This is a genomic window from Pantoea sp. SM3640 (assembly GCF_015654165.1).
In the GTDB taxonomy this organism is placed as follows: domain Bacteria; phylum Pseudomonadota; class Gammaproteobacteria; order Enterobacterales; family Enterobacteriaceae; genus Pantoea; species Pantoea vagans.
Genome location: NZ_CP064872.1, coordinates 1,845,600 through 1,869,456, shown reverse-complemented (window position 1 = coordinate 1,869,456; position 23,857 = coordinate 1,845,600). Strand labels below are relative to the sequence as shown.

General features: G+C 57.5%; 21 protein-coding genes. 8 read left to right on the top strand and 13 right to left on the bottom strand.

Annotated elements, in window-relative coordinates; genetic code table 11:
* Positions 1-38: 38 nt before the first annotated feature.
* Entirely contained in the window at positions 39-1,061 is a 1,023-nt protein-coding gene (locus IV493_RS08620; protein WP_013357887.1) for an ABC transporter substrate-binding protein, read from the bottom strand.
* Positions 1,062-1,283: 222 nt separating this feature from the next.
* Here IV493_RS08620 and IV493_RS08615 point away from each other — a divergent pair, with 222 nt between their 5' ends.
* From IV493_RS08615 to IV493_RS08605, 3 genes are all read left to right on the top strand, one after another.
* Positions 1,284-2,318, top strand: coding sequence for a substrate-binding domain-containing protein (locus IV493_RS08615; protein ID WP_195858083.1), 1,035 nt, complete (start codon positions 1,284-1,286; stop codon positions 2,316-2,318).
* A 263-nt stretch (positions 2,319-2,581) separates the two neighbouring features.
* Positions 2,582-3,475, top strand: coding sequence for an SDR family oxidoreductase (locus tag IV493_RS08610; RefSeq protein ID WP_013357890.1), 894 nt, complete (start codon positions 2,582-2,584; stop codon positions 3,473-3,475).
* A gap of 92 nt (positions 3,476-3,567) precedes the next feature.
* Entirely contained in the window at positions 3,568-5,385 is a 1,818-nt protein-coding gene (locus IV493_RS08605; RefSeq protein ID WP_195858082.1) for a glycoside hydrolase family 15 protein, read from the top strand.
* A gap of 34 nt (positions 5,386-5,419) precedes the next feature.
* Here the strand turns inward: IV493_RS08605 and IV493_RS08600 are convergent, their stop codons facing one another.
* From IV493_RS08600 to IV493_RS08580, 5 genes are all read right to left on the bottom strand, one after another.
* Entirely contained in the window at positions 5,420-5,890 is a 471-nt protein-coding gene (locus IV493_RS08600) for an RES family NAD+ phosphorylase (protein ID WP_061062490.1), read from the bottom strand.
* A complete protein-coding gene (locus IV493_RS08595; protein ID WP_147789215.1) occupies positions 5,890-6,342 on the bottom strand; it encodes an antitoxin Xre/MbcA/ParS toxin-binding domain-containing protein in 453 nt (150 codons plus the stop codon). Before IV493_RS08595 ends, IV493_RS08600 begins: the two co-directional genes overlap by 1 nt.
* A gap of 88 nt (positions 6,343-6,430) precedes the next feature.
* A complete protein-coding gene (gene ampC / locus IV493_RS08590) occupies positions 6,431-7,585 on the bottom strand; it encodes a class C beta-lactamase (protein WP_013357894.1) in 1,155 nt (384 codons plus the stop codon).
* Positions 7,586-7,615: 30 nt separating this feature from the next.
* The gene (locus IV493_RS08585) at positions 7,616-7,861 is read right to left on the bottom strand and encodes a hypothetical protein (protein ID WP_033783134.1); all 246 of its coding nucleotides are present in this window, start codon (positions 7,859-7,861) and stop codon (positions 7,616-7,618) included.
* 67 nt (positions 7,862-7,928) lie between these two features.
* Positions 7,929-9,110 carry a glycosyltransferase family 4 protein gene (locus IV493_RS08580; RefSeq protein ID WP_195858081.1) on the bottom strand — a complete coding sequence of 394 codons (1,182 nt, stop codon included), beginning with the start codon at positions 9,108-9,110 and terminating at the stop codon, positions 7,929-7,931.
* A 628-nt stretch (positions 9,111-9,738) separates the two neighbouring features.
* Between IV493_RS08580 and hpxO the strand changes: the two genes are divergently transcribed.
* Positions 9,739-10,896 carry an FAD-dependent urate hydroxylase HpxO gene (gene hpxO, locus IV493_RS08575; protein ID WP_195858080.1) on the top strand — a complete coding sequence of 386 codons (1,158 nt, stop codon included), beginning with the start codon at positions 9,739-9,741 and terminating at the stop codon, positions 10,894-10,896.
* Between the two features lie 42 nt (positions 10,897-10,938).
* On the opposite strand, the gene dcp is transcribed toward hpxO, so the two are convergent.
* The 5 genes from dcp to guaD are packed head-to-tail and all read right to left on the bottom strand — an operon-like array spanning position 10,939 to position 18,928.
* Entirely contained in the window at positions 10,939-12,981 is a 2,043-nt protein-coding gene (gene dcp / locus IV493_RS08570) for a peptidyl-dipeptidase Dcp (RefSeq protein ID WP_195858079.1), read from the bottom strand.
* 60 nt (positions 12,982-13,041) lie between these two features.
* Positions 13,042-13,818, bottom strand: a complete 777-nt coding sequence (gene xdhC, locus IV493_RS08565) for a xanthine dehydrogenase accessory protein XdhC (RefSeq protein ID WP_147789212.1) — start codon at positions 13,816-13,818, stop codon at positions 13,042-13,044.
* Entirely contained in the window at positions 13,805-16,171 is a 2,367-nt protein-coding gene (xdhB, locus tag IV493_RS08560; RefSeq protein WP_195858078.1) for a xanthine dehydrogenase molybdopterin binding subunit, read from the bottom strand. The genes xdhC and xdhB overlap by 14 nt, the downstream gene beginning before the upstream one ends.
* On the bottom strand, positions 16,161-17,603 hold the full coding sequence (gene xdhA / locus IV493_RS08555; protein WP_195858077.1) for a xanthine dehydrogenase small subunit: 1,443 nt from the start codon (positions 17,601-17,603) through the stop codon (positions 16,161-16,163). Before xdhA ends, xdhB begins: the two co-directional genes overlap by 11 nt.
* A complete protein-coding gene (gene guaD, locus IV493_RS08550; RefSeq protein ID WP_195858076.1) occupies positions 17,600-18,928 on the bottom strand; it encodes a guanine deaminase in 1,329 nt (442 codons plus the stop codon). Before guaD ends, xdhA begins: the two co-directional genes overlap by 4 nt.
* A 401-nt stretch (positions 18,929-19,329) precedes the next feature.
* Between guaD and ydfG the strand changes: the two genes are divergently transcribed.
* Positions 19,330-20,076, top strand: coding sequence for a bifunctional NADP-dependent 3-hydroxy acid dehydrogenase/3-hydroxypropionate dehydrogenase YdfG (gene ydfG / locus IV493_RS08545; RefSeq protein WP_033733008.1), 747 nt, complete (start codon positions 19,330-19,332; stop codon positions 20,074-20,076).
* Positions 20,077-20,107: 31 nt separating this feature from the next.
* Here the strand turns inward: ydfG and IV493_RS08540 are convergent, their stop codons facing one another.
* Positions 20,108-20,434, bottom strand: coding sequence for a YnfA family protein (locus tag IV493_RS08540; RefSeq protein WP_041457218.1), 327 nt, complete (start codon positions 20,432-20,434; stop codon positions 20,108-20,110).
* Between the two features lie 133 nt (positions 20,435-20,567).
* Here IV493_RS08540 and IV493_RS08535 point away from each other — a divergent pair, with 133 nt between their 5' ends.
* Together IV493_RS08535 and IV493_RS08530 are read left to right on the top strand one after the other, a co-directional pair.
* Entirely contained in the window at positions 20,568-20,891 is a 324-nt protein-coding gene (locus tag IV493_RS08535) for a DUF1283 family protein (protein ID WP_013357904.1), read from the top strand.
* 45 nt (positions 20,892-20,936) lie between these two features.
* Positions 20,937-21,233, top strand: a complete 297-nt coding sequence (locus tag IV493_RS08530; protein ID WP_013357905.1) for a DUF1161 domain-containing protein — start codon at positions 20,937-20,939, stop codon at positions 21,231-21,233.
* Positions 21,234-21,272: 39 nt separating this feature from the next.
* On the opposite strand, the gene IV493_RS08525 is transcribed toward IV493_RS08530, so the two are convergent.
* Positions 21,273-22,739 (bottom strand): MDR family MFS transporter, encoded by a 1,467-nt coding sequence (locus tag IV493_RS08525; RefSeq protein WP_107319747.1) that lies wholly within the window; start codon positions 22,737-22,739, stop codon positions 21,273-21,275.
* Positions 22,740-23,131: 392 nt separating this feature from the next.
* Here IV493_RS08525 and IV493_RS08520 point away from each other — a divergent pair, with 392 nt between their 5' ends.
* On the top strand, positions 23,132-23,848 hold the full coding sequence (locus tag IV493_RS08520) for an ABC transporter permease (RefSeq protein WP_013357908.1): 717 nt from the start codon (positions 23,132-23,134) through the stop codon (positions 23,846-23,848).
* Positions 23,849-23,857: the final 9 nt, after the last annotated feature.

The window sequence follows — 23,857 nt, the reverse complement described above, 5'->3', positions numbered from 1 at the left end:
GCACCAACCCGGCTCAGGCGGCCGGGCTGGTACCCCCGTTATTGCGCGCTGGCACCAATCTCTTTATCCCAGCGGCCCAGCAGCGCCTTGCGTTTTGCCGAGTCGCCATAAGTTTTGAAGTCGTAGTCGATCAGTTTGATGTTCTCGAAGCGCGGGGCGTATTCAGAGATCTCCGCCTTGCGGTTGGAAGGCAGCTGGAACGACTTCGCCTCTTTCATGTGCGACTGCGCCTCCGCGCTGAGCGCCCAGTCATACCAGCTTTTAGCATTGGCCAGATTGCGCGCCCCTTTAATGATCGACATCGAACCAATCTCATAGCCGGTGCCTTCGCAGGGCGCGACGGGCTTAATCGGGAAGCCATCCACCTCCATCGCCACGGCATCATGCATAAAGACAATGCCGACGGTGGTTTCACCGCGCGCGGCGGCCTTGACCGGTGCTGAGCCGGACTTGGTGTATTGCGAGATGTTGGCGTTGAGCTTCTTCAGGTAGTCAAAGGCCTTGTCTTCACCCATGATCTGCACCAGCGTCGCCAGGGTGTTATAGGCCGTGCCGGAGGAGTTAGGATTGGCGATCTGAATCTCGCCTTTAAAGCCCGGGTCGAGTAAATCCGCCCAGCAGGCCGGGACCTTCAGCTTTTTCTCCGCCAGCAGTTTCGTGTTGTAGCCCCAGCCCAGTGCACCGGCATAGACGCCAACGGTGCGATAGCCGGAGATCTCCGCTACTTTCTGTGACCAGGGCTGCTGCTGATCGAGCAGGGGTGACTTGTAGGCCTGGGTTAAGCCCTCTTCGCCGGCCTGCATATGGGGGTCACCGGTGCCCGCCCACCAGATATCGGTACGGGGATTGCGCGCTTCACTGCGGATACGGGCATAAGCTTCACCGGCAGAGAGCCGCACCATGCTGAGTTTGATGTCGGGATGACTCTGGCTGAACAGCGTGGTCATCTGTTCGCACACCACTACATCAGCAGAGCAGATCATATTAAGGCCCGCCGCCGGGGCGGCAAACGGCACCACAGGGCAGACGATGACAGCAGCGAGCAGAGAGGGATAACGCATGATGTTCTCCTGGGCTGGATGACGCAGGTGCGCCAGCTTTTGCACATGCGTGCAAAGGTATGAGCAAAGTAGTACGGTGACCTGGCTGCACTGTCAATTGAGTTGTTGTGCAATTGTCAGGCTCTGTCACAAATTTGAAACATCCGGTGCTCAGGCATCCTTTGCACAGCCTTGCAAATTCAGGCAGACTCAGTGCAGGTAACACAGGGGCGAGGAAAAAAGATGCAGCAGCTTAAAGCGGTAGTGAGTGCGCAGGATGTCGCTGACCGGGCGGGCGTCTCCCGGTCAGCGGTCTCACGCACCTTTACAGAAGGGGCCAGCGTGTCAGAGTCCACTCGTCAGCGGGTGATGAAAGCGGCTGAAGAGCTGGGTTATCACGTCAATCATCTGGCTCGCGGCCTCGTACGCAACCGCAGCGGCATTGTCTGCTTAATCGCCTCCGAGGTGGACACGCCCTACCGTGCCAGCCTGGTGCGCTGGATGACCCAGTATCTGCAGGAAGCGGGAAAAGTGGCGATGCTGATCAACACCGACCGCTCGGATGCGCGGGTTTCGGACGCGCTGCAACAGGCGATTAATTTCCGTGCCGACGCCTCTATCATTCTCTCCGGCATGCCGGACAGCGGCATTACCCGGCTCTGCTACAAACATGGTCAGCATCTGGTGCTGATTAACCGCGACGAATCCCTGCCCGGCACGCTCAATATCAACCTCGACTCCCGTCCGGCAGCGGAAATGGCGGTTAATGCTTTTGTCCGGGCGGGCTGCAATCGCATCGCCTTTGTCAATTCGCTGGCGGGCACGCCGAGCCTGCTGAAGCGCGAAGCCGATTTTCTGGTGGCAGCGCAGAACGCGGGCGTTACGGTTCAGGTAGAACGCTTCGGCACCACCTCCTATGAAAGCGGCCAGATTCTGGCCCAGCGTCTTCTGACGCGTAACATTCGCCCGGATGCGGTTTACTGTGCTACCGACCTGCTCGCCTGCGGCTTTATGGATGAGGCGCGTCACCGCTTTGCACTGCGCATTCCGGAGGATCTCTGCATCATGGGACATGACAACATTCCGCAGTCGGGCTGGTCCTCGTATAACCTCACCACCTTTGCGCAGCCGGTGGAGCATTTTGCCCGCGATGCCATTGCCTGGCTGGTAGAGACGGAAGCGCAACCGGAAACATTAACACCCAAAAATGAACAGCAGCAGGAGCGCAGAATATATGCGGTCGATGTGGTCTGGCGCGGTTCGGTACGCGGTGGTTAACCGCCCTTTTTTATTTTCAGCCGGAACATTTCACGTACTGAAATAATCCCCAGCCGTTTTTACGCTTCGTTTTAATTATTCCCTGCCTCCTCTGAAAAATAATCGGACAGTGCAGCACACAATACCGATTTCCTGACTACGCTTTATCTGCATTATTAAGTTCTTCTGGTTTTACCTGCTCAATGAATCAGCAGTCAGATGTGACAAATATCACATTTGTGCCAGGCTTAATGTCTCAGATAACTCTGTTCAAGGAGCATACAATGGCTACACCAACTAACAAGACGCTCGATCTGGATCACTTTCCTAAGCCTCCGTTTGAGGAGCAGCCACAACAGGCACCAGGCCTGGCCAGCAAGATGATCCCGGTTCCCGACCACGGAGAAACCAGCTACCGCGGTACTGGCCGACTGACCGGCCGCAAGGCGCTGATTACGGGCGGTGACTCCGGTATTGGCCGCGCAGTGGCTATCGCTTATGCCCGTGAAGGCGCAGACGTGGTGATTAACTATCTGCCCGAAGAACAGCCCGATGCTGATGAAGTGATTAAATTAATCGAAGCGGAAGGCCGTAAAGTTTTCGCTATTCCCGGCGACATTCGTTCTGAAGAATTTTGTCAGCAGCTGGTGAAAGACGCTGCGGATAAATTAGGCGGTCTGGATATTCTGGTTAATAACGCTGGTCGTCAGCAATTTAATGAGTCCATTCGTACCCTGAGTACGGAAGATTTTGACGCGACGTTTAAAACCAACGTTTATGCGATGTTCTGGATCACCAAAGCAGCGCTGGAATATCTGCCACGCGGTGCATCGATTATTAATACCTCGTCAGTACAGGCCTTTAAACCCAGCGATATTCTGCTCGACTATGCGCAGACCAAGGCCTCTATTGTTGCCTTCACTAAATCGCTGGCGAAGCAGCTGGGTGGCGACGGTATCCGCGTCAACGCCGTAGCACCTGGCCCATACTGGACGCCGCTGCAGTCGAGCGGCGGTCAGCCGATGGAAAAAGTGAAACAGTTTGGTGCAGATTCACCGATGGGCCGTCCCGGTCAGCCGGTTGAGATCGCCCCGCTCTACGTTACCCTGGCCTCAACCGAGAGCAGTTACTCTTCCGGTCAGGTCTGGTGCTCTGATGGCGGCACCGGCACGCTGTAAATTGTCTCTGATGGCCGCATAGCGCGGCCATTTTTTTGTCCCGCATTTGCCCATAGAAGAATTCCCGTTACCGTGAAATAAGGAAGCAGACCATGGAAAACCCGATCTTTCATTCGCCGGTCAGAGAAGATGGCTTTGCGGGTCTGGGTGATTATGCCGCCATTGGTGAAGGCCGTTCGGTCGCGCTGATTGCGCCGGATGGTTCTATTGACTGGTGGTGCGCGCCCAATCTCGACGCTAAGCCGCTGTTTGATCGCCTCCTTGATGCCGGACTCGGTGGCTACTTTCAGATCGCCCCGTGTGCGCCTTATCAGGTCTCGCGCCGCTACCGTGACAACAGCAACGTGCTGGAAACCCGCTTCGAAACGGAGAGCGGCACCGTGCTGCTGACCGAGTCGATTAACAGCACGCTGGCGGGCCGTTTGCCGTGGTGTGAACTGGCGCGCCGCATTGAGGGCGTCAGCGGTGAAGTGGAATTAGCGATCACCCTGCACTTCGGCACTGCCGCCGAAACCCGTTCGCCCTGGGTGGCTGACAATGAGAAAGGCAAGGTCTTTCACATCGCGGAGATCATGGCGATGTTCCGCACCAGCGACGATATCCAGATAACCGAGCTGGACGATGAGCAGGTCTGCGCCACGCTGCGCACGACGGCCGGGTCCCGATCGCTCTGCGCGTTACTGGTAACCGAAAAAGAGCCGCTGGCGGTGCCGCCACTGGAGGCTATCGATCAGCGGATTGAAACCAGTCACACCGGCTGGAGCAGCTGGGTGGAGAGCCTGAGCTACGCGGGCAGCTATCCGGCACTGGTAAAGCGCTCTGCCCTGTCGCTGAAGTTTCTCTGGTACTCGCCGACCGGCGCGCTGGCCGCCGCCGCAACGACCTCTTTACCGGAAGGGATCGGCGGCGAGAAAAATTATGATTACCGCTACGCCTGGGTGCGCGACGCCTGCCTGATTATTAAAGCATTCGTCTATATTGGCGCGCTGGAAGATTGTAAGGCGGCCTTTTCCTGGCTGTCGCAGACCATAATGCGTCACGGCGTCAGGCTGCGCGCCTGCTATGCCCTGAACGGTGATGAGGTGCCCGCCGAGCGTTATCCGCCACTGAGCGGCTATAAAAACTCTCAGCCGGTGCGGGTTGGCAACAATGCCCGCGACCAGCTGCAGCTCAGCATGTATGGCGACTTGCTGGTTACCGCACAGCACTTTATTGAAGCGGGACACGTGCTGGATATCACCACCTCGCGCATGCTGGGGGAGCTGGCAAACTGCTGCGCCGATCACTGGCGGCAGAAAGATTGCGGCATCTGGGAACTGCCGGAACTGCAACACTACACCCACTCCAAGATGGCCTGCTGGATGGCGCTGGACCGGGCGGTCGCCCTTGCCGAAAGCCAGCATATCGAACCGACGTGGCTGGGGCGCTGGCAGCGGGAACGTGATCGCATCCGTGACTGGATTGAGTCGCACTGCTGGTCAGAACAGAAGCAGGCTTATCTCTTCTATGCTGGCAGCGACGATCGTCTTGACGCATCGCTGGCGCTGGTTCACAGCTACGGCAATGCGGTCAATCCAGAGCGGATGCTCTCGACCTACCGCGCGATTCAGCAGGCGCTGGGCGACGGCAGCGCCATGCTTTATCGCTACAGCGGCGTCAGGCAGGAAGAGAGTACGTTTCTGGCCTGCGCCTTCTGGCTGGTGGAAGCCTGGGCAGAGATGGGCGAAACAGACCAGGCGGAACAGGCGATGCAGGAGATTCTGGCGACGCTGGACGGCCAGGGTAATGTCGATATCTTCAATGAGATGTATGACGTCCGCAGTCAGAGCTGGCGCGGCAATATGCCGCAGGGACTGAGCCATCTGGCGCTGATTTGCGCGGCGCAGGCGTTATCAGAATCGCAGGCGTGAGCTGAGGAGGTGAGGATATCAGCGCCTCACTGACCTACTGCAGCCGGAAGCGCGGGTCGAAGAAAAACGGTTCCACCACCACTTTACTGATGATGCCTGCCGCCGCCGGATGACGGGGATTGAACAGCGCGTTCCATTCCCCCGTCAGCGTGCTCGGCACCTTCAACACCAGCCCGTTGTCCGGGCTGGCGAGCCAGTCATCACCAATTTGTCGGGTGGACGATGGCGCAGGATCGGCCTGCCAGTCAGCAGGTAACGCCGCCAGCGAAAGCTCGGTGATCAGGGGTTCCGGTACGTTAATCGCCAGCATTGCGTAGTCGTGTGCCAGATCCTGAATGGTGAGGTGCACCAGCGCCTCCAGCACGCAGAGCGCCCGGCTCGATCCCATATAGACACAGACCGTTCCCACAGAATTCCAGCGCCCGCCATAGGTGCGGGCACCGAACCCATCAAAGGCGGTCATCGCATACTCACGCTTTACCAGGCGAAAGAAAGGCACCGCCATCAGGTGATCACGCCATGCTCAAGCTGACCAATCAGGTTAATCACCGCTTCTGCACCGGCCACCGTGGTGGTCATCTCGGCCGGTTTTTTACCGCCCAGCGCTTTGGCGGGCGTTTCCAGCCACTGTACCAGCCGCTCTCTGTCGTCACGAAACAGTTTGCTGGCGGCAGAAAGAACGCGAATCAGCATATAGATCCGTCCGCTCTGATCGGGCGAAAAGGTCTGCTGCGGATCTTTAACTTTGCGGTTGTATGTGGTGCGGTCGATGCCCGCCAGACGGCAGAGCCAGCCCTCGTCAAAGGTGGACAATGACGCGGTGCGCTTCAGCACGCCGCTGCTGAATCCTGTTGCGATACGCTGGTGTGCATCAGGCAGCGTTTCTGGCAGATTCAGGGCGTGCAGGAGCGAACGGTTATGCTGATGCTGAGTGGGTGTGTAGATGGCGATGGACATATCAGCCCTCCTGTTCATTTGATTTTTATTTTAGCGCAAATGAACAGAGGGCGCCAGCCTGCTCCGGGCTGAGCAGGCGTAAGGTGCATTATTCAGGTGTACCCTGCTGCAGTGCCTGCAGAATCTGCCACGCTACCCTGATGCGAAGCGGATTGGGGTAATTTTTGTTGGCAAGTAGCACGATGCCGCTGTTCTGCTCAGGAATAAAGGCGATATAGGCACCAAATCCATTGGTGGCACCGGTTTTATGTACCCAGCTGGCGCTCTGCGACGGCCCGACCGGATTAACCTGCGTCGCCGGACGCGGCTTTAGTGCAACAGCATTATCGTTGTCACTGAGCAGCGTCTCAGCATCGACGGGCCAGTCGTAGATCTCCCAGCCCAGCCCCTGATAGAGACTGCCGACTTTGAAGTAGCGCGACTGCGCAGTACGGATGGCATTCCGTAGCACCGCGTTGCCCGCCGATAAACGGTTAGGATCGATGTTCGCCTGCATAAAGGTGAGCATGTCACGCGCGGTGGATTTAATGCCGTATGCTTCCGCATCGAGCATGCCGGGCGAGACCCGCACCGGCTGGCCATTTTTGTAGCCCCACGCATAGTTGAGCATCATCGACGGCGGCACGGTAATGTAAGTGCGCGTCAGGCGCAGCGGCTGAAACACATGTCGTTCCATCGCCTGCTCATAATCGCCCTTCACCATCAGCGAGCCAAACAGACCAATGCTGGCGTTGGAGTACTGGCGCTGCAAACCTGGTGCTGCCGTTGGCTGCCAGTTCTGATAAAAGCGGAGCAGCGAAGCCTGATCGGTGACCTCATCAGGCAGCTGTAAAGGCAGGCCGCCTGCGGTATAGGTCGCCAGATGCAGCATACGCACCGGACGCCACTGCTCACCGGTCAGCTGCGGCCAGCGCTTCTGCACCGGATCGTTCAGACGGATTTCGCCGTTGCGGATCATGATCCCGGCCAGAGTGCCGGTAAAGGTTTTACTCACCGACCCCAGTTCAAACAGCGTGTTTTCCGTGACCCGGCGGCGTGACTCAAGATCGGCCACGCCGAGGTTCACAAACTGCGCCCGGCCCTTGTAAAGCACCGCCACCGACATACCGGGGATCGCCTGCTGCTCCATCAGCGGTTCGATCGCGGCTTTAACCAGAGAAGTGACCTGCTGTGAGGAGAGATCGGCGGCAACACAGCTGGCAGAAAGAGAAAATAAAGCAAGGTAAAACAGGGACTTTTTCATTGTTAACTAAGCGTTCTTCACTGAATCGAATTATTTACACTGGCTGGAACAGGCCTGTACGCACATCTGAGCCTTTGAGCTGCAGGCACCGCTATCCCGGGTGTTGCAATGGGACTGCTCGACGTAGCAGTTGGTCTGACAGGTGGAGAGATCGCAGCGGTCAGCAACGGGTGTCAGCTGCGCCAGCGGCGCGCGGGCCGGAAAAAGCGGTGCAGGCTGAGCGAAAGCGCTGCTGCCCAGCAATCCGGACAGCAGCAGAGTGAGGATAATTTTCATAACATTTCTCCTGAGGTACGCAGCACTAAGTATGGCCAGTCTGGCGCGTGCCGTCAGAGAAATCTCATCAAATTGAGACAACAGGAGGGTATTGAGTGACATTCATCACGCCACGGCTATAGATATCGTTGAGCCGGGCGATATAACGCTGGGTGTCATGCTGCTCTTTGATGCGCAGAATGGCCGCTTCCCCTTTCTCCTGCAATATTTCAGGACGTTCAATGATGGCGAGCAGCGTCGATTTCAGCCCGTCCACCAGCGACCGGCGCAGCTGAGATTTTTGCTCTGCCGAGGTGATGCTGTATTCGCGATCGGCGTTCAGCGGACTCGCAATCACCCAGCCCGCATTGGCAGGATTGATCTCCGGCAGCGCACGCACGTTGCTGGTGATGACCGGACAGCCATTGGCCTGCATCTCCAGCACAGAGAAACCGTAAGTCTCCTGCCAGGTCGGTAACAGTCCGGCATCGCTCTGACGGAACAGCTGCATCAGTGCACTGTTTTCCATCTGTGAATGATGCGTAATGCAGCGATAGCGCTTGATGCGGTTCTCAATGTCGCGACAGAAAGCATCATCATCCTGGAACTGACGATGAGCAACGTTGCGACGTTTGGTGAGATCGCCAATCAGCTGCAGGTCCAGCTGCGACTCATCCAGCCGGTGCTCTTCAATCAGCTCACTGATTGCCAGCACCACTTCCGCCCCGCCTTTACGGTAGAACTCATTGCCGGCAAAGATCAGCTTCAGAACACCTGGCTGACGTGGCGTTTTTTGCTGAACGAACAGCTTTTGCGGCGGATGCAGCACCAGGGTTTTACGGCGGATTTGCTGCGCAACATCCGGTTTGAACAGTTTCATCTGGATGTTCAGCGTGGCGTCTGAGATGGCAATCAGCCCCAGACAGTTATCTTTTAACAGATAAGGAATAAGCCGCTTTAGCTCGGGATTGTCCTGCTTGGCAACACCCGCCACCGGCAGCACGCGCGGCAGTTCAGTTTCAAACGAGGCAACCCACTTCTGCTGAGTAATCGCAACTTCGTTGAACAGGTGAAGGATGTCAGCCCGCGATGCCCCGGAAAATGGCACAGGCTGAAAGACAAAGGTTTTATTCTTTTTAAGTAATCGGGTGCGTAACGGATTAATAAAATAGAACAGATTGCTCTTTTTCAGATTTATATATTCGTTATCCGGATTAACTAAGATATTACGTTGCTCCGGATACTGGTTATTCGTAATTCCAATTTTCATGATCGTCTTCCAGAGTCCTTTATGTCCAGAGTGATCTATATCACGCGATCGCGGCTGATACGTTTGAGCAATATCCTAAAAGCCTTTTCTGATGCGGCTTGCGCAGTTTTACTAATGATTGCGACCGGTGATAAAACGGTCACAGTTGTGTCTGATTATGAATCAGCGTTTTTTATTAACAGGTGTGTTTAATTGTGTCACCCTAACCCCCTGTTGAATAAAGCCAGAATTTTCCGGGCAATATTCACGCCAGTTGTTATGTCTATGTTTAATTATTTGTTAGCAATGCTATCAAAGCGAAGCGGCTTTTTAGTTCATAACTTTTAAAGTAATTAACCGCGCGGGATGACAGTAAGCCGGGGCTAACTGGCTGATGAGTGCCCCGGAAACCTGGCAGCAATAATAAAACAAACGATGAAACAAAAGATGCAGCCCGCTCACATTTGCACCCTTATTGCGCCCTGATTTGCGACATTTAAGTGCATCACGTCAGAAAGGATATGCTCGCCTCACTTCGCCGAAATGCTTATAATTTATTGTTTTTATTGACTTTAATAATCATATTCGGCTTAGCTATGTTGCTGGTACAAAAGTTGCAGGAGTCTCTCTATGCAGAAAGGAGAGCATTATGAAAGCAATCGTAATTGGTGGCGGTATTGGCGGAATGAGCAGCGCGATTGCGCTGGAGAAAGCCGGAATCGACGTTGAGGTCTTTGAAGCCGTTCAGGAGATGAAGGCTGTTGGCGCGGCCATTTCCATCTGGCCCAACGGCGTTAAATGCCTGAATGCGCTGGGAATGAAAACCGCGCTGCGTGAACTGGGCGGCAATATGGCCTATATGGCCTATCACGATGGCGCAACAGGTACACCCCTGACCCGCTTCAGCATGGCACCACTGGTGCAGCAGGTGGGCGAATATCCCTGTCCGGTAGCGCGGGCAGAACTGCAGGCGATGCTGATTGACACCTTCGGACGTGAACGGGTGCAGTTTGGCAAGCGCGTGATCCAGGTCGACCAGACTGAAAATGGCGTTATCGCAACCTTCTCTGATAACAGTCAGGCGCACGGCGATTTTCTGATTGCCGCCGATGGCACGCATTCCGTCGTCCGCGACTATGTGCTGGAAGAGAAGCTGGAACGACGTTATGCCGGTTACGTTAACTGGAACGGTCTGGTCACCATAGACGAACGCATTGCACCCGCCGATCAGTGGACCACTTTTGTCGGCGACGGCAAGCGAGTTTCACTGATGCCGGTCAGCGGCAATCGGTTCTACTTCTTCTTTGATGTACCGTTGCCGAAGGGACTGCCGCAGGATCGCAGCACCGTGAAAGCGGACTTAACTGGTTACTTCCAGGGCTGGGCGGAGCCGGTGCAGCAGTTGATTGCGGCAATTCATCCTGACACCACTAACCGGGTGGAGATCCACGACATCGAACCGTTCAGCCGCTTTGTCAAAGGGCGTGTAGCGCTGCTTGGCGATGCCGCCCACAGCACCACGCCCGATATTGGTCAGGGTGGCTGTGCGGCGATGGAAGATGCCGTGGTGCTGGCCTCGACGCTGGCTTCGCATTCGCTGGGCATCGAAGATGCCCTGTTGCGCTATCAGGCACGACGGGTTGAGCGGGTAAAAGATCTGGTGCTGAAAGCGCGTAAACGCTGTGATGTGACCCATGCGCGCGACCCGGCGGTTACGGCGGAGTGGTATCAGTCATTGAAAAACGAAACCGGTGAGCGGGTGCTGGCCGGAATGTGCGAAACCATTGAAGGCGGCCCGCTGGGCTAATCCAGGAAAACAGGGGCTGTCACCGCGACAGCCCTTTTATTATTAATCCGCCAGACCGCGATTTTTCAGCATCGGCTCCAGCTGAGGCGCTGCGCCCCGCCAGCTTTCATACAGCGCTTTGAGATCGCTGCTGTTGCCACGTGACAGAATCTTCTGCCGGAAGATGTCACCGTTCTCACGCGTCAGTCCGCCATGCTCCGCAAACCACTGATAGCCATCGTCGGCGAGCATCTGCGTCCAGATATAGGCGTAATACCCTGCGGCATAGCCTCCGCCCCAGATGTGCTGAAAATAGCTGGACCGATAGCGCGGTGGCACCGCCGTCAGCGCGATATTGTCGCTCTGCAACGCCTGCTGCTCAAACCCTTCCACGCTTTGCGGCGCGGCATCACGGTTAAGGCTGTGCCAGTGCAGGTCCAGCAGCGCGGCAGCCAGCAGCTCGCTCATCTCATAGCCTTTGTTGAACGTCGCGGCCCGGACGATCTTGTCATGCAGCTCAGCGGGCATTAATGCCTGAGTCTGATAGTGCCGGGCGTAGTTGCGGAACACCGCGGGCTCGCTGGCCCAGTGCTCATTGATCTGCGAAGGAAACTCAACGAAATCGCGCGGGGTTTCCGTGCCCGACAGGCTCGGGTAGCGCTGGCTGGCAAACAGGCCGTGCAGCGTGTGGCCGAACTCATGAAACATCGTGATAACGTCGTCCCAGCTCAGCAGCGCCGGTTCTCCGGCGGGGGGTTTGGTGTAGTTACAGACGTTGTAGATCACCGGTTTGCTGTCGAGCAGCGTTGACTGGTTGACGAAGTTACTCATCCAGGCACCGCCGCCTTTACTGTCGCGCTTGAAGAAGTCGGTATAAAACAGCGCCAGCGGCGTGTCGGCGGCATCGAAAATCTCATACACCTGCACGTCGGGATGATAAACCGGCAGATCCTGGCGCGGTGTAAAGCGGATGCCGTAAAGCTGCGTCGCCGCCCAGAAGACGCCATTCCGGAGCACCGAGTTCAGCTCAAAGTAAGGTTTAATCTGGCTCTCATCGAGATCGTAGCGGGCACGCCGTACCTGTTCGGCATAAAAACGCCAGTCCCATGCCTGCAGAGTAAAATCGCCCTGCTGCTGATCGATGGTCTGCTGAATGGCCGCCGCTTCACGTTCCGCACGGGCGCGCGCGGCAGGCACGATGTTGCGCATAAAGGCCAGCGCCGCATCGGGGGTTTTCGCCATCTGATCCTGCAGCTTCCACTCGGCATAGCTGGTAAAACCCAGCAGCCGGGCCTGCTCTGCCCTGACCTGCGCCAGCCGTAATACCAGCTCACGGGTATCGTTCTCATCGCCTTTTTCCGTGCGCGTCACGCCCGCTTTATACAGCGCTTCCCGGGTTGCGCGATCGGCCAGGCTCTGCAGCGCCGGTTGCTGCGTGGTGTTCTGCAACACCAGCAGCCAGCTTTTTTCCAGTCCGCGCGCCTGCGCTTCCGCCTGGGCCACTGCCAGGTCGGCCGGTGACAGTCCCGCCAGCTGTTGCAGATCATTAACGACCAGTCCGCCCGCTTTGGTGGCGGCCAGCAGTTTATTGGTGAAACGGGTACTGAGGCGCGCCGCTTCCTGATTCAGGGCTTTAAGCTGCTGCTTCTGTGCCTCCGGGAGATTGGCGCCCGCCAGCTGGAAGCGCTGCCAGATCACCTCAACCAGCCGTTTTGATTCGGCATCCAGTTTGGCGCGCTGCAGATAAACCGCATCGAGCCGTGAAAACAGCGGGCGGTTCAGCATGATGTCGTCGTTGAGCGCAGTAAGCTGCGGCGCAATCTCCTCATCTACCTGCTGCAGATAAGGGCTGGTATGGGCCGAGGTCATGGCGCTGAAGACCAGATTCACCCGATTGAGGAGCTGTCCGCTCTTCTCCAGCGCCTCAAAGGTGTTGAGAAAGGTGGGCGCTTCGCTGTTCAGGGCGATCGCCTCAACGTCCTGACGCTTCTCTTCAATGCCCGCCTGCAGCGCGGGCAGGAAATCCTGCTCCTCAATCTGGTCAAAGGGAGGCGCCTGGTAAGGCAGTGTGCTGACGCTAAAGAAGGGATTCTGACGGGCGTTCATGGTTCGCTCCTGATGGGCATCGCAAAGTCTTATCCTGACAGGTTGCCGCGAAAGCGCAACTCAGGCGATTTGCTGCTGATACACGCTGATGATTTCACCGGCAATGGCCACCGCAATCTCGGCGGGCAGTTTGCCTTTAACGTCCGGCAGGCCAATCGGACAGCGCAGGCGCGCCAGCGGCTCGCGGGCCACACCCTTGCCCGCCAGCCGGTAGCGGAAACGCTGATTTTTCGTCGCTGAACCGATGACGCCGGCATAGCGAAAGTCGCCGCGTTTCAGCACCGCTTCGCACAGTTCAAAGTCGAGCGGATGATGATGGGTCATAATGATGAAGTAGCTGCCTTCAGGCGCCTGGGCCACACAGTCAAGCGGGTCGTCCGGCTGCAGTGTGACCACGCCAGCCGGAACGTGGCTGAACTGATCCGGACGACTGTCGATCCAGTTTATGTGACAGGGTAACGTCGCCAGCAGATTCACCAGGGCCTGTCCGACATGGCCCGCGCCAAACAGATAAATTTCCGGCTGCGCCTGTAGCAGCGGCTCAAACAGCAGCGTGGTTTTGCCGCCACAGCACTGTCCGAGCCGCGCACCGAGACTGTAATCCTCGGTGTGTGGCGCAGTGGCTCCACTTTGCAGCATCGCTCTGGCCTGAGCGATGCACGCAAACTCCAGATGACCGCCCCCGATCGTGAGAAAGCTCTCCTGCTGCGTGACAACCATTTTGCTGCCGCTGTCACGCGGCACTGAACCATGCTCACTGAGCACGGTAATTAATACGCAGCTCTGGCGTTTTTCACGCAGCTGATGCAGCACGCCGATCCAGTCATGATAGATCATCAATGGCTCCCGTCAGGCGCTGTACGCCCCAGAAGATCCGCTCCGGCGTAGCAGGCGCATCCAGCCCCGGGTGCTGACGGTAATCGTTAACGCTGGCGACCGCATCCTGCAGCGCGCACCAGGCGGCTATTCCTAACATAAACGGCGGTTCGCCCACGGCCTTGGAGTGGAACACCGTGTCTTTGGGATTTTTGCGGTTCTCCACCAGCGTCACCCGCAGATCAGCCGGGACATCGCTGATGGCTGGAATTTTATAGCTCGCCGGACCATCGGTCAGCAGTTGTCCTTTGTCACTCCACACCAGCTCTTCGCAGGTGAGCCAGCCTACGCCCTGGACAAAGCCCCCTTCAACCTGGCCGATGTCGATAGCCGGGTTCAGCGACGCCCCGACGTCATGCAGGATATCGGCACGCAGCAGGCGGGATTCGCCGGTTAAGGTATCGATCACCACCTCGCAGCAGGCAGCCCCAAATGCGTAGTAATAGAACGGCGTGCCGCGCCCGGCCAGCCGGTCATAATGAATGCCCGGCACGCGGTAGTAGCCGGTGGCGGAGAGCGGCACCTGATTGAGCCAGGCCAGCTTCGCTACCTCGGCAAAGGTGTAATGCTTTTCGCCAGCGCGCACCACGCCGTTACGGAAGCTCACCGCCGCCGCATCGCACTGATGCAGCTTACAGAGCATGGCGGTCATGCGGTCGCGCAGGATTTCCGCGGCATTCTGCGCCGCTTTACCGTTTAGATCAGCGCCGCTGGAGGCCGCCGTCGGCGAGGTGTTGGGCACTTTGCCGGTGTCGGTGGGGGTGATCTGGATTTTATCGGTCTCAATCTGCAGCACTTCGGCGACAATCTGAATCACCTTGGTGTTGAGGCCCTGACCCATTTCGGTGCCGCCGTGGTTAAGCTGCACCGTGCCATCGGTGTAGATCAGGATCAGCGCGCCCGCCTGATTGAGGAAGCTGGAGGTAAAGGAGATGCCAAATTTCACCGGCGTCAGCGCCAGACCGCGTTTCAGCAGCGGACTGCGGGCGTTAAACGCTGTGATTTCCGCGCGGCGCGCCTGATAGTCGCTGCTCAGCTCCAGCTGTTCAGTGATCTCATCCAGCAGATTGTCCTCTACCTGCTGGTGGTAATGGGTGATGTTGCGATCCTGCTTGCCGTAATAGTTGCGCTTGCGCAGCGCCAGCGGATCCAGTCCACGGTCTCGGGCGATATGATCCATGATCTGTTCAATCGCCACCATGCCCTGCGGCCCGCCAAAACCGCGATAGGCAGTGTTAGAGGCCGTGTTGGTGCGGCAGCGGTAGCCGGTTACCCGCGCATCGCCGAGATAATAGGCGTTATCGGCGTGGAACATGGCACGATCGACGATGGATCCGCTCAGATCCAGCGAATAGCCGCAGTTACCGGCCAGATCGATTTTGATGCCGCACAGACGCCCGTCCTCTTCCACGCCTGCGTCGTAGCGCACAAAGAACGGATGCCGTTTGCCGGTCACGCGCATATCGTCGCGGCGTGAAAGTCGCATCTTCGCCGCCCGCCCGGTCTGGCGCGCCGCGATAGCGCAGAGGCAGGCAACACCCGCTGCCTGCGTCTCTTTGCCGCCAAAGCCGCCGCCCATCCGGCGCATATCGATGGTCACCTGATTCAGGCTGATGCCCATCACTTCCGCCACCAGCTTCTGCACTTCGGTGGGGTTCTGAGTCGAGGAGAAAACCTGCAACTGCTGATCTTCGCCAGGAACGACCATCGCCGTCTGGGTTTCCAGATAGAAATGCTCCTGCCCGCCGATATGAAACGATCCGCTGACCCGATGCGGCGCACGCGCCAGTGCCGCGTCAACGTCACCGCGCTGATGGATGTGCGGTTCCTGCACAAAGCTGCCCTGCGCCAGCGCCTGCTCCACATCCAGCAGCGGTTCCAGCACCTCATACTCAATCACCGCCGCGGCTGCGCCAAGACGTGCAGCGTCCGGCGATTCCGCCGCCACAGCGATCACGATCTGCCCCAGATACTCCACCTTGTTATGGGCCAGCAGCGGATCGCCCGGCTCGAGCGGGCCAACATCATTAATGCCCGGCACATCCTGCCAGGTTAAGACGCTGACAACGCCAGGCACGGCATAACAGGGCTGCACATCTATGTGCAGGATGCGCGCATGTGCATGTTCACTCAGGCGCGGACAGAGGTGCAGCAGACCCGGCAGTTCCGGCTTGTCGTCGATAAAACGCGCCTCGCCGGAGACATGTTTTTCCGCGCTCTCATGACGGTGATTGCGACCCACGCCGCTCTGTAAATCCGCGGCATACTGCGCCTTAATCACCTCTTCGTTGAGTTCAGGACGGTTATGAGACATAGCGGGAGACCTCAAGACAGGTTATTTCGCCGTTATGGCGATGCCAGTAGCGGCGAAGCAGATTGCGTGCCACCTGAAGGCGGTAGTCACTGCTGGCGCGAAAATCAGAAAGCGGCTGGAAATCTTCAGCCAGCGCGGCGGCTGCCCGTGACACCGTCACGGCATTCAGCGGCTGACCGACCAGTGCCGCTTCACAGTGCCGGGCGCGCTGCGGTGTGGCTGCCATGCCGCCAAAGGCGATACGGGCGGAACTGACAATGCCCTGTTCCAATTGCAGGTTAAAGGCAGCGAACACGGCAGAGATATCATCATCCAGCCGCTTCGAGACTTTCCATGCCACAAAATCAGGTGACACCGTCACTTTATCGATACGAATGGCGCGGATAAACTCCCCTTTTTCCAGCTGCGTCTGGCGATAGCCGGTAAAGAACTGGTCAAGCGGCAGGCTGCGCTGCTGCTCTCCGCATTGCAGCAGCAAGCTGGCATTGAGGGCCAGCAGCACCGGCGAGGCGTCGCCTATCGGAGAGGCGTTACCAATGTTGCCGCCGAGTGTCCCCTGCAGGCGGATTTGCAGCGAAGCAAAACGCTGCAGCATCTCGCTGACGCCGGGAATGCGGCTGGCAAGAAACTCGCTGACCTGCTGCAGCGAGGCGCCCGCACCCAACAGGTAGTGGTCATCAAATTCGCTGCAGACTTTGAGCGCGGCAACCTGCTCCAGCGCAATCAGCAGCGGAATTTTTTTATGCTGCTGGGTGATCTGCAGGCTGAGATCGGTGCCACCGGCAATCAGCTTCGCGTCGGGATGCGCCTGATAGATTGCCGCCAGCTGGGACGGGGTTTTGGGCAGAAAGCAGCGATGCCCCTTATCGCCTATTTCCAGCATCTCCGGGGTGGCCAGCGCCTCGAGCCGCTGTACGGTGCTGGCAGCACTGTGATCGAACTGGTCATTGACCGGCTGCGAGCAGAGCTGTTCGGCGGCAGCCATAATTGGCCGGTAGCCGGTGCAGCGGCAGAGGTTGCCCGCCAGTGCGGTTTCCGCCTGATGCCGATCCCAGCCCGCTGCTTTTTTTTGCAGGCTGAACAGCGACATCACAAAGCCTGGCGTACAGAACCCGCATTGTGAACCGTGGCAGTCAACCATCGCCTGCTGCGCCGGATGCAGTGCGCGACCGTGACGCAGATCCTCAACCGTGATCAGCTGCTTGCCCTGTAAGGCGGAGACCAGCGTCAGGCAGCTGTTGACCGTTTCATACTGCATCTCTCCCTCAACAGCTTTGCCCAGCGTGACGCTACAGGCACCGCAGTCGCCGGAGGCACAGCCCTCTTTGGTGCCAGGCCGATGCTGACGGGTGCGCAGATAGTTAAGCACGGTGAGATTCGGGTCGAGCGCGTCTTCGCTGACCAGCTGATTGTTTAACAGAAACTGGATCATGCGGCTTGCTCCTGTGCATCGCGCTGCCAGACCGGACGACCGCCGACCCAGGTCTGGGCAATGTTGCGGTCGTCGCCCAGCGTCATTAATACGAACAGCTTTTCCCAGATATCTTTGCTGTTGCCGATGCGGAGTTGCTGCAGCGCAGAGACCGCCGGATCGAGCACCACAAAGTCCGCCTCTTTACCGACGCTGAAATTACCGATTTCATGGTCGAGATCCAGCGCCCGCGCCCCGCCCAGCGTGGCGTGATAAAAGGCTTCGGCGGCGCTGAGCCGGTAGTGCTTCAGCTGGCCCACCTTGTAGGCTTCGCCCAGTGTCTGCAGCATATTAAAAGTGGTGCCTGCGCCGACATCGGTGCCGATCCCCACTTTCACACCCTGCTGCCAGCTGCGTTTGATGTTAAACAGGCCGCTGCCGAGGAACAGGTTTGAGGTGGGACAGAAGGCAATGGAGGAATCGGTATCGTGCAGACACTGCCACTCCTGCTCTTCCAGATGCAGGCAGTGCGCAAAGACGCTGCGGCGACCGGTCAGCTCGTGATGATGATAAACATCCAGATAACCCTCGCGCTCCGGGAACAGTTCTTTCACCCAGGCAACCTCCTGCGGGTTTTCGCTGAGATGGGTGTGCAGCCAGGTATCCGGGAATGCCTGACGCAGCTGCTGCACTTTTTCCAGCAGCTGCGGGGATGAGGTCGGCGCAAAGCGCGGCGTCAGCGCATAATTCAGCCGTCCACGTTTGTGCCAGCGCTCAATCAGCGCCCGCGTCTGCTGGTAGCTCTGTTCCGGGGTTTCGATGAGATTGTCGGGCGCATTGCGATCCATCATCACTTTGCCGGCAATCAGCCGCATGTTCAGGGCTTCGGCGGCGCTGAACAGCGCGTCGACGGATTGCGGATGCACGGTGCCAAACACCAGCGCGCTGGTGGTGCCGTTGGAGAGCAGCTGATGCAGGAAAAAGGCGGACATCTTTGCCGCGTGATCTGGGCAGTGATACTGCGCTTCAACCGGGAAAGTGTAGTGATTCAGCCACTCCAGCAGCTGTTCGCCAAAGGCACCAATCATCTCCGTCTGCGGATAGTGAATATGGGTATCGACAAAGCCCGGCACAATCAGCTTGCCACGCAGATCGGTCACGGGATGACCTGCCAGCTTCGCCTCGCTGTTCTCCCAGCTATCCAGCCCAATTACGTGTCCGTCACGCAGCAGCAGCACGCCATCCTCCAGATAGCGAGCCTTTCCGGTCAAATCGTCGGGATGATCCACCACGCCAGTGAAGTCAAAGAAGCTGGCGCGTATCGCCGTATCGGTTGCTGATAGCATGGTATGTCCTTTCTGAAAGCGCGATTGATTATCTGCAGAGGAATCTCTGTTAAAAACATTGCAACCTGCGTGCCAGATCTGGAATGAAATAAAAACCTTAAATATCAGTAAGTTAATAAAAAAAGGGGGCGTTGCGCAACAAAAGTGGCCTCCCGCAGTGTCGCAACCGTTTGCGGAGCCGATGCAAACGGTTGCGATGCGATATCGCGCAGACAGGTTAACCTGAGTATGGCCTGCCACCCGACAATCTGCCCTTTTACGGTGCAGGCTGCCCTGAAAAGGCGCAGCGGGATACCCGTTAAAATCCGTTTACAGGCCAGTCTGCTTTTCCACGCGCAGAAGCAGAAATGAAATGCTATGGTGAAGCCATCGACTCTGAAAATGGCATAAGGAACAGTGAGATGATTATTTTTGTCACCGGCGCGACCGCTGGATTTGGTGAAAGCATCACCCGCCGCTTTATTGAGAACGGTCATAAAGTGATCGCCACCGGACGCCGCGCGGAACGTCTGAAAGCGCTGAAGGATGAGCTGGGCGACAGCCTCTATACCGTGCAGCTGGATGTGCGTAACCGTGCCGCTATTGAAGAGGCGGTGGCACAGTTACCGGCCGAATGGCGCAATATCGACGTGCTGGTTAACAACGCCGGTCTGGCGCTGGGCATTGAGCCTGCGCACAAGGCTAACGTGGAAGACTGGGAAAATATGATCGACACCAACACTAAGGGGCTGGTCTATATGACCCGCGCCCTGCTGCCACAGATGGTGGAGCGGGATGTGGGTCATATCATCAATATCGGTTCCATTGCCGGCAGCTGGCCGTATGCCGGGGGCAACGTTTACGGAGCGACCAAAGCCTTTGTGCGTCAGTTCAGCCTGAACCTGCGTACCGATTTGCACGGCACCGCGCTGCGTGTGACCGACATTGAGCCGGGTCTGGTTGGTGGTACCGAATTTTCCAACGTGCGCTTTAAAGGCGATGATGACAAAGCCGGTCAGGTCTATGAGGGCGCTACCGCCCTGACGCCGGAAGATGTGACTGAAGCGGTCTGGTGGGTCGCCACACTGCCTAAGCATGTCAATATCAATAGCCTGGAAATGATGCCGGTCAGCCAGACGCTGGCGGGCCTGAAAGTGCATAAGCCCTAAGCCTCTGCCGCGTCAGCCACTACGGCTGGCGCTAGCCGCGTCCCCAGCCCAGCACGATGATCAGCATGCCGCTGAAGGCAATCAATGCACCGCTCCAGTCCCACGCACTTAACTTCACGCCATCCACCACCCGTAACCAGAGCAGTGCGGTCAACACATAGACACCCCCATAGGCGGCATAGACCCGTCCACTGGCGGCAGGATGCAGCGTCAGCAGCCAGACAAACAGCGCCAGACTCGCCGCGGCGGGCAGTAACAGCCACGCCGATCCGCCTTTTTTCAGCCATAGCCACGGCAGAAAGCAGCCGGTGATCTCCGCCAGCGCGGTAATAAAAAACAGCAAGGCGGTCTTAATCAGCACCCTTACCTCTCCTGAACGTAAACAAACGACTCACCGCTGGTGAGCAAAGAAACGGCGATGATATACTATGAGTACTCGCTGCAACAGCCGTCCCGGATGGCGATGTTTGCGTTAACTAAAGGAAATTGTGATGAAAAAAATGATCCCTGCCGTGCTGATGGTGCTGCTCTCCACAGCGGCGTTGACTGCCACTGCGAATACTAATCGTCTGATCATTGAAGATGGCAGTTCTGCGCTGAGCAATGAAGCAGCGCGTCAGGACAAAGAGCAATGGAATGACACGCGTATGCTGCGCAACAAAGTGAACACCCGCGTCGAAAAAGAGTTTGATAAAACCGATCGCGCCTTTGATACCCGCGACAAGTGCGAGCAGAGCCTCAATCTCAACGCGTACTGGGAACCTAACACCCTGCGTTGTCTGGACCGCCGTTCAGGTCGCCCGGTAGCGCCGTAAATTTGAGCTATAGTAATGACGGACGACTAACATAAGGAAGACGTGATGAAGCTACAGAGGGTTTTGTTAAGCGCGGCGTTATTTGCTCTGCCGCTGATGGCGCAGGCATCCTGCGAATCGGTAAAAGCCGATATCAGCCAGAAGATTATTCAGAACGGCGTACCTGAATCGGGTTTTAGTCTCGATATCGTTGCCAACGATCAGGTCGATCAGGCGGGCGGTCAGGTCGTTGGACATTGTGAAAACGACACACAAAAGATTGTTTACAAGCGTACAGGCCGTGACGATGAAGCCAGCGTCCCAGCCAGTGCCGGCAGTTCTCAGGACGCGCCAGCACAGTAGTGAGCACCAAACCAGGGCGACATCCTGTCGCCCTGCCCGTTATTCCGCCTGTTCCGGCCGCTGACGCGGCATCATCCATGCCACTCCCACCGCAAACAGAGCAATCACCAGGGCTACCACGAATACCCAATGCAGGGATGCGGCTATCGCTGCGACCATCTGCTGCAGGTTTTCCGGCTGTAACTGCTGGCGGCTGGGCTCGGACATAATCTGCTGCACCGGATCCTGCACCTGCGGCAGACGCCACTGCAGATTAAGATTCAGCACCGCCCCCATAATCGCCGTCCCTACCGCCGAACCCATCATCCGGCTGAACATAATAGAGGCGGTACAGATGCCCCGGATCTGGTAATCCGCCTGGTTCTGCACAGAGACCAGGAAGGTGGTGCTGGTCATCCCCATGCCGGTGCCGATCAAAAACGCCGTGAAGCCCGCCTGATAGAGGGAGCTGGCGGGCTGCAGGAACAGCAACAGGGCGCTGCCGGCGACCAGCAGCAGCGCGCCGAGCTGGGCAGTAAAGCGGTAGGAGGTGTGCAGCATCAATCTGCCACTCAGCGTGCTGGCCAGCGGCCAGCCAATCGACATCATTGCCAGCACACTGCCCGCCTGTAACGGTGAGCCGCCGCTGATCCCCTGAATCCAGGTGGGCAGAAACGCGCTGATGCCCATCATCGCCGCCCCGATAATCAGGTTACCCGCATTGCCTGCCACAATTAGCCGGCTGCGCCAGATCACCAGCGGAAACAACGGTGCCGCAGCACGCTGCTCGTGACGCTTGAGCTGCCAGCCCGCGAACAGAGAGAAAAGCAGGAACGGCACCAGCCAGAGGCCCAGCTGTTCCGCCTGTAACAGTGCAATCAACAGGGCCGTCACGCAAAGCATCAGCCAGCTACTGCCCGCCAGGTTCAGCGGCTGCGATAACTCCTCTTTCTGATGCGCCGGTAACCAGCGCGCCAGCATCAGCATACTGATCAGGCCAATCGGCAGATTGACCCAGAAAATCACCGACCAGCTAAAGTGCTGCACCAGCCAGGCGCCGGTCAGTGGCCCCACTATCGCCGCCACACCCCAGACACTGGAGAGCCAGCCCTGCACGCTGGCGCGTTCACGCGGCGAATAGATGTCGGCCACGATGGTAGAGCTGAGTGGCATGATGGCACCCGCGCCAAGGCCCTGAAAGGCCCGGAAAAGAATCAGCCAGGTCATGGTATGGGCAAAGCCACAAAGCATCGATCCCACCAGGAAAATCGAGGTGCCGACGAAAAACATCGTTTTGCGCCCCACCATATCCGCCAGCCGCCCATAGAGCGGCACGCTGACCGCCTGCGTCAGCAGATAGATGGAGAAGACCCAGCCAAACTGCGAAAAACCGCCAAGGTCAGCAATAATGGTCGGCATCGCGGTGGCCACAATCGTGACTTCAATGGCCGCCATAAACATCGCCAGCATGCAGGCGATTAAGATCCAGTGGCGATGTCCGGTATGGATTTGTGCGCTGTCAGTCATAGGGTTCCTTTTTTAATCTGCAAGGCTAGCTGAAAAACAGCCAGTGCAGTTTCCCACGCGTGCGCATTTTCTGCGCCATCTGTGACGGTGTAACATAAAGTCGATGAATTTTTTTTATTGTCGCATTAGCCCAGCGGCTACGCGGCTTTATCACGCTTTTAACCTGTTTCTATCTGCCTGATTTCGGGCTTAAAAGCTGGCTTGTACAAAAAAGGCCTGCTATAGCATTACACCATCTTATTCGGTATTCACTGAAAAAGAGTGGATAAACAGTCATTTTATCTACATTTTATCGCAGTTTCGGTATTGGGCGCGGCGGCAGTTTTTGCCGTACCTGTCGGGCTGTTTATGGTTGTTATAACAATTGAGATCGTTATCAGGGAGATTCTCCTATGCAAAATGCTTCACTGGCCCGACGCGCCGGTCTGGCACTGCTTGCAGTGGTCGCGGTGATCGCGGTGCTGATCTGGGGCTTAGGCTGGGATCAGCTGGTCGCACGTAAAGTCGATCTGCTTTATCTCGGGCAACAACACCTTTTCTTAGTTTTCTGGTCAATGCTGTTCGCCCTGCTGGTCGGTATTCCCAGCGGCATCCTGCTTAGTCGCCCGTTTGCGCGTCGCTGGGCCGAGTATGTGATGCAGATTTTCAATGTCGGTAACACCCTGCCCCCGCTCGCGGTGCTGGCACTGGCGATGGTTATTATCGGCATTGGCGACCGTCCGGCGCTGATTGCGCTGTTTCTGGCGTCGCTGCTGCCCATCGTCCGCAATACCTTCTCGGGTCTGAGCGCGGTTCCTCCGTCGCTGATTGAGGCCGCCAACGGCATCGGCATGACCAAATGGCAACGTCTGCGTCAGGTTGAGCTGCCCAACGCGATGCCGGTGATCCTCTCTGGCGTGCGTATCGCCACCGCTATCAACGTTGGCACCGCGCCACTGGCCTTCCTGATTGGTGCCAGCAGTTTTGGCGAGCTGATCTTCCCGGGTATCTATCTGAATGACTTCCCGACCCTGATTCTGGGTGCCGTTGCGACTGCGCTGGTGGCACTGGTTCTGGATATGATGCTGGCCGCGCTGGGCCGCTTTCTGAGTCCGCACGCTGCGGCCTGACCACAAGGA

Bases quoted from the DNA above. Each gene is read 5' to 3' on its own strand.
- IV493_RS08610 (WP_013357890.1), top strand. From the start codon at position 2,582: ATGGCTACACCAACTAACAAGACGCTCGATCTGGATCACTTTCCTAAG.
- IV493_RS08535 (WP_013357904.1), top strand. From the start codon at position 20,568: ATGAAAAAAATGATCCCTGCCGTGCTGATGGTGCTGCTCTCCACAGCG.
- IV493_RS08530 (WP_013357905.1), top strand. From the start codon at position 20,937: ATGAAGCTACAGAGGGTTTTGTTAAGCGCGGCGTTATTTGCTCTGCCG.
- guaD (WP_195858076.1), bottom strand. From the start codon at position 18,928: ATGCTATCAGCAACCGATACGGCGATACGCGCCAGCTTCTTTGACTTC.
- IV493_RS08525 (WP_107319747.1), bottom strand. From the start codon at position 22,739: ATGACTGACAGCGCACAAATCCATACCGGACATCGCCACTGGATCTTA.
- ydfG (WP_033733008.1), top strand. From the start codon at position 19,330: ATGATTATTTTTGTCACCGGCGCGACCGCTGGATTTGGTGAAAGCATC.
- dcp (WP_195858079.1), bottom strand. From the start codon at position 12,981: ATGAACGCCCGTCAGAATCCCTTCTTTAGCGTCAGCACACTGCCTTAC.
- IV493_RS08605 (WP_195858082.1), top strand. From the start codon at position 3,568: ATGGAAAACCCGATCTTTCATTCGCCGGTCAGAGAAGATGGCTTTGCG.
- ampC (WP_013357894.1), bottom strand. From the start codon at position 7,585: ATGAAAAAGTCCCTGTTTTACCTTGCTTTATTTTCTCTTTCTGCCAGC.
- IV493_RS08600 (WP_061062490.1), bottom strand. From the start codon at position 5,890: ATGGCGGTGCCTTTCTTTCGCCTGGTAAAGCGTGAGTATGCGATGACC.
- IV493_RS08585 (WP_033783134.1), bottom strand. From the start codon at position 7,861: ATGAAAATTATCCTCACTCTGCTGCTGTCCGGATTGCTGGGCAGCAGC.
- IV493_RS08615 (WP_195858083.1), top strand. From the start codon at position 1,284: ATGCAGCAGCTTAAAGCGGTAGTGAGTGCGCAGGATGTCGCTGACCGG.
- IV493_RS08580 (WP_195858081.1), bottom strand. From the start codon at position 9,110: ATGAAAATTGGAATTACGAATAACCAGTATCCGGAGCAACGTAATATC.
- xdhA (WP_195858077.1), bottom strand. From the start codon at position 17,603: ATGATCCAGTTTCTGTTAAACAATCAGCTGGTCAGCGAAGACGCGCTC.
- hpxO (WP_195858080.1), top strand. From the start codon at position 9,739: ATGAAAGCAATCGTAATTGGTGGCGGTATTGGCGGAATGAGCAGCGCG.
- IV493_RS08595 (WP_147789215.1), bottom strand. From the start codon at position 6,342: ATGTCCATCGCCATCTACACACCCACTCAGCATCAGCATAACCGTTCG.
- IV493_RS08520 (WP_013357908.1), top strand. From the start codon at position 23,132: ATGCAAAATGCTTCACTGGCCCGACGCGCCGGTCTGGCACTGCTTGCA.
- xdhC (WP_147789212.1), bottom strand. From the start codon at position 13,818: ATGATCTATCATGACTGGATCGGCGTGCTGCATCAGCTGCGTGAAAAA.
- IV493_RS08620 (WP_013357887.1), bottom strand. From the start codon at position 1,061: ATGCGTTATCCCTCTCTGCTCGCTGCTGTCATCGTCTGCCCTGTGGTG.
- xdhB (WP_195858078.1), bottom strand. From the start codon at position 16,171: ATGTCTCATAACCGTCCTGAACTCAACGAAGAGGTGATTAAGGCGCAG.